Genomic DNA, 6,164 nt, shown 5'->3' with positions numbered 1-6,164 from the left:
GTGCTCGGGTGGGGGTGGATAGTTTTCGCTGAGCCGTTCCAAGCTGCTACTCACCCGGATGACAAATTCCGGTTCAGCTGGACCTGACGTCTCATCACAAAGTGAGCGGACCCTGGGACGACTCGAACGACGCGGACGACGCGGACGATTCGGGACGCGGACGCCCGCGCGCCACCAAAACGGCGCCCACCGCGGCGAGGACGAAACCGAGCACACCGGCCCCCACCGGCAACGTCCGGCCCACCAGACGCAGTTGCCCGCTGTCCTTCTTCGCCTGGTCGACCGCGAACTTCTGGGTGTCCGCGGTGAACTGGATCTTCCGGCTGTCGAGGAGCACGGCCGCGTCCTTCTTCCCACCGGGCGCCCGCAGCGTCTGACGCGGTCCGGTCCGCGCGAACAGCACGCGCCCGGTGGCCTGGTCGACGACCAGCTCGATGCCGTGGTTGGCGTACCACTCCTCGGCCACCACCTGCGGACGCTCCGGCTGGTCGACGATCGCGCCCGGCACCAGCCGGGTGCCGTTCCTCGTCGCGGGCACGGTGCCGGTGAACCGGTAGCCCTCGTACCCGCGGATCTTCTTCACGCCCTGGAAGCGGAGGGTCACGGTCTTGCCGAGAGTGTTGTCCCACCAGCGGTAGTCGCGCCTCTGCACGTCGAAGGGGAACTTCAGATAGGCCTCGCCCTGGATGTACGGCTTCTCGCCGCAGCAGTGCACGGGCCGGTTGGTCCTGCGGTCGTTGACCCAGCGGTGGGGGGTGAAGTCGAGCGCGTCGTGCGGGTCGGCGGCGGGCAGCGACTTGTCGGTGTCGACCGAGGTCGTCACGTCCCAGACGGCGGCCTTGCCGCTGCGCTCGCTGTCGGCGACGTTCCCGCGCACCCGCTGGGTGATGGTGATCCTCTGGTCCGGCACGGTCCTCACTTCTTCCACGTCGAAGACGCTGCCGGTTCCGGTGTAGACGGCGGTGGTGTCGATGTCGATCGGGTTCACCGCGGCCCGCGGTTCCACGTACCACGCGAGCAGGGGCGCCAGCACCAGCAGGAAGGTGCCGACACCCAGGGTGACCAGGGAGAACGGTGAGGCTTTGCGGCGCATCCGGCACTCCAGTGACTTGGGTCGGCGCGACGGGCGTACGGGTACGTCGGGGTCGGCATACGCGTACGCCGGGGTCGCGCGCCGTGGGGGGAAAGTGCGCGTGCGGTGGGGGTGCCGCGCTGCTCCCGTGCGGCACCCGCCATGGGCCGGGAACCGTAGGCGCACTCTTGACGGGGTGTCAATGCTTGTCGAGACTGGGCCGCGGGTTCAGGGTCCCCGCCGTCAGCGCGGGGCACCCGGGTGGGGACGACCTTTCGACAGAGAGGCTGACCCTGCGATGTCCAGACTGCCCAGACTGCTCGCCGCCCTCACCACCGTCGCGGTCGCGGCCGTGCTCGCCGTGGGCGCCGCGCTCGGTGTCGTCGCCCTGTTGGAGGCGACCCCGGACCAGCCGAACACCCCGCTGATCACGTACGGACACGCCGGCGCGGAGCGCTGAGACGTGACCCGACGCCCGGGAACCGTCACCCCGCGCTCGGCCTGGTACGACGTACCCCGCTTCCAGGTGCGCCAGTTCGCCGCGCTCGCCATGGCGGAGGCGCCGGTGCTCGCCGAGGAGATCCTGCGGGAGATCCGCCGCGAGTACCCGCACCTGCCGGTCGTCCTCGACGACTCCGGCGAACCGATGGCGCTGATCGGGATCCGCCGCGCCATCGAGGTCTTCGTGCAGCACCTGGAGACCGCGGAGGGCCGCCCGCGCGTTCCGCCCGGCGTCTTCCAGGAGTTCGGGCGCGGCGAGGGACTGCACGGCCGCAGCCTCGACTCGCTCCAGGCGATCTACCGCCTGGGCGTACGGCTCGCCTGGCGCCGTTTCGCGGAGATCGGCCAGCGCGTCGAGATCCCGCCACCGGCGATGTACGAACTCGTCGACGCCGGCTACGAGTACCTCGACGGCCTTGTCGACCAGTCGGTGCGCGGCTACGCGGAGGCGGCGGCACGCCAGGCAGGCGAACGACTTCGCCTCCAACGCCGCCTGATGGAGCTGTTGTTGTCGGAACACCACCGGGGCGACCCCGGGGAGGCGCTCACCGAACGGGCTGCCCGGATCGGCTGGCCGCTGCCCGACAAGGTCGCCGTGGGGGTCCTGTTGCGCCCGGCGCGTGAAGCCGTCGCCCCCGCCGTGAGCCAGGGCGTGCTGCTCGACATGGAGTACGAGCAGCCCCGCATGGTCGTGCCCGACCCCGACGCGGCGGGCCGCCCCGAGCTCCTCCACCGTGCCCTGACCGGCTGGTCCGGCGCGATCGGGCCGCCCGTGCCGCTGGGCGACGCCGCGAAGTCGCTGCGCTGGGCGGAGGCGGCGGTTCGGCTGATGGAACGGCGGCTGCTGCCCGGCGGTGAGGTGCTGCACTGCACGGAGCACACGGAGGCCCTGGTCCTGCTGCAGCCGGAGGAACTGATCGCCGACCTCGCCCTGCGCTGCCTGGCCCCGCTCACGCACTGCGGCCCGGCCCACGGCCGCCGTCTGGCCGAGACCCTGCTGGCCTGGCTGGAAACCCGCGGCGGCGCCCCCGAGGTGGCCACCCGCCTGGGCGTCCACCCCCAGACGGTGCGCTACCGCCTCCGGCAGATACGGGAGCTGTGGGGCGACGAGATCGACGACCCGGACCGCCGCTTCGAACTGGAGCTGGTGTTACGGGCCCAACGACTCCGCGGCGAACTGGGCGCCCCGCGCGCCCGGCGCTGATCCCACGCTCACCGCGCCTCTTCAGCGGCCAGTTCGCCGGAGCAGGTGGCCCGGCCGAACTTCCCGGCGGCGGTGGCGCTCTGGACGTGCTTGCCGCGAATGCCGAGGGCACAGCGGAGCTGGCCGCCCTTCTCGCCGAGGGTGATGCTGACGAGGGGTTCCGTGCCGAGGGGGACCTCGACGGTCTTGCGCCAGGGGAGGGCGGCGGCGTCGACCGTGATGCTCTTCCCGGTCTTGCCGCGGGCCTGGTAGGTGATGTCGGCGGCGCCGGTACCGGTGACTTCGTAGGTCACCTCGGCTGTGGGTACACGGGGCTCCTTCGCGCTGTCCTTGCCCTCGCTGTCGAGTACGCCGTACAGGACGAGCCCGCCACAAGCGGCCAGTACCGCGCCGGCGGCTATCACCCCCCGCGCGGTCGGGGCGGGATCGCACGGCGGCGGCTTCCTGTGCGGGCGCGGATTCCTCGGATTCCTCGGATTCCGGCAGGGCTGTGGTGGATTCCTCGATTGTGCTGCCCATGAGCTGCCCCCTCGAAATCAGAAACTTTCGGAATGCTCGACGCGTGTCGAATGCTCGGTGCACGTCCGGGCGGTTTATACACGACGCCGCGACGGAGGGCCAGCGGCTGGAAAATTCGGACACTTTGCGTTCCCTTTGTGCCCTCTTGGTGTCAATCGCCTTGCCTTGTCTCACTGCTTGACCTGGCGCCAACCAGCTGACCAAGAACCCATTTTCGGCACTGAAGTCCGAGGGAAAGGCTTGGCGTGAGACCCAGATCGGGCAGGCTCATCGCGTGCCTTGTGGTATCCGCGGTAATGACTCCCGCGCTGCCGCAGGTGGCTTATGCCGCACCCGCCTCCGACGGTGACGACAAGGGAATCGTCGACACCATCAAGGGCTGGTTCGCGGAGCGCCAAGTCCCAGATCGCCAAGATGAGCTGGGACGCGGACAACAACGTCACGTACCTGGAGGAGGACAACGGCGCCAAGACCGCGTACTGCTACGACCAGAAGACGGGCTACCCGCTGTGGCAGCGCGACGCGGAGAACAACAAGTCCGGCGTGCCGCCCTCGTCCGACTGCGCACCGGGCACGTACCCGGCCAATGCCGCCAAGTACGAGTACCAGACGCGCGCCGACGGCTACTCGGCCGACCTGTTCCGCAAGACCTCCCCGGAGGGGCGGGCCTGGCAGTTCGGCTACGACTCGTTCGGAAACCTCAAGACGGTCACGGACCCGAAGGGCGTCGCGACGACCACGGCGGGTGACTACACCACGTCGTACGAGTACGACTCCTTCGGCCAGTTGACCAAGGCGACGGACGCCAACGGTCATGCGACCACGAACAGTGACTTCGGGCCGACGGGCTACCCGAAGACGATCACGGACGCGAAGTCCAACTCGACGTTCTACGTCTACGACGAGCGGGGCCAGGTCACCAAGGTCACCGACGCCAACCTCAAGGTGACCACGCAGACGTACGACGCGTTCGGGCGTCCGCTGGTCAACACGGTGCCGAAGGACCAGGACGCCGGTGTCCTGATCACCACCCCGGCGCCGGAGTACGACGAGAACGACAACGTCACCAAGGCCACGGCGCCGGGCGGCGCGGTGTCCACGGCGGTGTAGTGATGAAGGACGCCGAGTACCGGCACAACTGCATGGACGTGTGGAAGTCGCCGTCGTACAGGGCTCAGCACTCAGCATCCACCCCGTACGCATGGCCACCCCCGCCGACGGCGGGCCGTTCGCGCACTCACGTGCCATTGCTGGTGGCCTTGGGAGTCGCGGTGGCCGGCGTGGTGCTCGCGGCGGTGAGCATCCTGGTGACGGGGGGCGAGCCGGCGGGCTACCGGACGTGGCACCAGCAGAGCCGTGCGATGGAACCGACGTATCCCCCCGGGAACGACGTCTCGGTAGGCTCTTCGACGGTTCGGGTGTCCGGCGCGGTGACGTGATCCTGTTCTCCGCACGTGACTGGGGCGCCAACAGTGTCTTCATGATGCGAGTGATAGCCGTCGGCGGCGATCACGTCGTCATCGACGAGACCGGGACGAGGGTGAGCGTCAACGGCAAGATCCTTCGCGAGCCGTACATCTCCCAGCACGATCCCGACCTCCGCCCTCCCGTGGATGTCACCGTCCCCGCGAACCGGCTCTTCCTCCTCGGTGAGAACCGGACCATCGCGGCCGACTCACGCGCTCACCCCTCCGAGCACAGCGGAACCATCGCCCGCTCCGCAGGGAGCGCAGGTCCGTCCGTAGGACGCGTATGCCGCGGAGCACGTTGTGACGTGGGCCGCTGCGCCTATGACCCGCCGTACAGCCGTTGCAGGTCGACAAGGACCACTTCGTTACGGGTGGCCGCGGCGTGCAGGTCCGGGGTGAACCCGACACCGCTGTAGCAGGCGGGGCGGGCGTGGCTGGTGTCGATGCCGCGGGCGGCGAGGAGGCCGAGGATGTGGCGGATCCGGTCGAGATGGCGTACGTCCATGACCTTGTTCCACTTGGCTTCGCCGACCGACAGCAGGATTCCCTGGTCCTGGCCGATCGCGCCGCGTACGACGACGTCGACTTCGTGCGAGGTACGGGCAGCCGGGTCGGGGACGCTCCCGGCGGTGACATCGATCGGCAGTCCGCCGAAGGTCTCCGGATCCGCGTGCCAGGAGACCCACTCCCGGCACAACTGCTCGAAGTGCGGGCCGACGATCTTGCTGAGGAAGGTGTCCTGGGCGCGTTCCCAGGACGCGGCGGCACCCCGTCTGCGGGCCAGAAGAGCCTGCTCGGGGCGTACGACGGCGTGATGGAAGGCGATCAGGGGTTCGGCGATGCGGTAGGCGCTGCGGTTGCCGCGGAACGCGTCCGGCTCGGCGCTGAGCAGACCGCAGCGTTTGAGCACGGCGAGGGGCTGGGAGATGTCTGTGGCCTTGCGGCCGACCGCGCTCGCGATGCCGCCACTGGTGTGGTTGCCGTTGGCGACCGCGGAGAGGACCGAGTGGTAGAGGGAGCGGTCGCGTACGTCGGGCTCGGCGGCAAGCAGGAATGCGGCCTCGCCGTGAAGGGGGCGGGCAGGGTTGAGGACCGTGCGGCATACCCAGTCGTCGAAGTCGTCAGGTCCGTCCGGAACGTCATCGTCGACGAACTCGCGGCGGTAGGCGGGTGTTCCGCCGACCACGGAGTGTGTGAGGACGGCGAGCCGCGGGTCGCTGATGTTCCAGAATTCGGCCGCCTCACGGTAGCCGAGCGAATGCACGACGAGGTCGAGGCCGGCGCGGCCGTACAGAGGTGACGTCCCGGACAGCAGCCCTCCCATGAACGACATGGCGCTGCCGCAGAGGATCAGGCGCGGGTGGCGGTGGAGGTGGCGGGCCGCGCGCACGCGCAGAAC

The 6,164-nt window shown here is 69.5% G+C and carries 6 protein-coding genes and 1 pseudogene; 4 read left to right on the top strand and 3 right to left on the bottom strand.

What is annotated here, in order from left to right:
• Positions 1-94 precede the first annotated feature (94 nt).
• Positions 95-1,093 (bottom strand): DUF3068 domain-containing protein, encoded by a 999-nt coding sequence (locus tag FNH08_RS42230; protein WP_152776810.1) that lies wholly within the window; start codon positions 1,091-1,093, stop codon positions 95-97.
• Between the two features lie 277 nt (positions 1,094-1,370).
• Between FNH08_RS42230 and FNH08_RS51260 the strand changes: the two genes are divergently transcribed.
• Both FNH08_RS51260 and FNH08_RS42225 read left to right on the top strand, forming a co-directional pair.
• Positions 1,371-1,532, top strand: coding sequence for a hypothetical protein (locus FNH08_RS51260; protein ID WP_194238814.1), 162 nt, complete (start codon positions 1,371-1,373; stop codon positions 1,530-1,532).
• 3 nt (positions 1,533-1,535) lie between these two features.
• Positions 1,536-2,777, top strand: a complete 1,242-nt coding sequence (locus FNH08_RS42225) for a PucR family transcriptional regulator (protein WP_322726339.1) — start codon at positions 1,536-1,538, stop codon at positions 2,775-2,777.
• A gap of 8 nt (positions 2,778-2,785) precedes the next feature.
• Here FNH08_RS42225 and FNH08_RS42220 read toward each other — a convergent pair whose 3' ends face one another.
• Positions 2,786-3,181 carry a hypothetical protein gene (locus FNH08_RS42220; protein WP_228034704.1) on the bottom strand — a complete coding sequence of 132 codons (396 nt, stop codon included), beginning with the start codon at positions 3,179-3,181 and terminating at the stop codon, positions 2,786-2,788.
• A gap of 505 nt (positions 3,182-3,686) precedes the next feature.
• Here FNH08_RS42220 and FNH08_RS42215 point away from each other — a divergent pair.
• Both FNH08_RS42215 and lepB read left to right on the top strand, forming a co-directional pair.
• Positions 3,687-4,403 (top strand): annotated as a pseudogene (locus tag FNH08_RS42215) (hypothetical protein); the annotation flags it as partial.
• A gap of 94 nt (positions 4,404-4,497) precedes the next feature.
• On the top strand, positions 4,498-5,181 hold the full coding sequence (lepB, locus tag FNH08_RS54230; protein WP_228034703.1) for a signal peptidase I: 684 nt from the start codon (positions 4,498-4,500) through the stop codon (positions 5,179-5,181).
• Here lepB and FNH08_RS42205 read toward each other — a convergent pair.
• Positions 5,085-6,164 (bottom strand): AAA family ATPase (locus FNH08_RS42205; protein ID WP_152776808.1); only part of this gene is annotated, 1,080 nt, incomplete at its 5' end. The two genes, lepB and FNH08_RS42205, sit on opposite strands and share 97 nt — an antisense overlap.

The organism is Streptomyces spongiae, assembly GCF_009377185.1.
GTDB classification, from domain to species: Bacteria; Actinomycetota; Actinomycetes; order Streptomycetales; family Streptomycetaceae; genus Streptomyces; species Streptomyces spongiae.
Note: the sequence above shows the minus strand (reverse complement) of the source record. Positions and strands in the feature narration are given on the sequence as shown.

What these genes read in the sequence shown, in the direction of transcription:
- FNH08_RS42230 (WP_152776810.1), bottom strand. Translation starts at nt 1,093, where the DNA reads ATGCGCCGCAAAGCCTCACCGTTCTCCCTGGTCACCCTGGGTGTCGGC.
- FNH08_RS51260 (WP_194238814.1), top strand. Translation starts at nt 1,371, where the DNA reads ATGTCCAGACTGCCCAGACTGCTCGCCGCCCTCACCACCGTCGCGGTC.
- lepB (WP_228034703.1), top strand. Translation starts at nt 4,498, where the DNA reads ATGGCCACCCCCGCCGACGGCGGGCCGTTCGCGCACTCACGTGCCATT.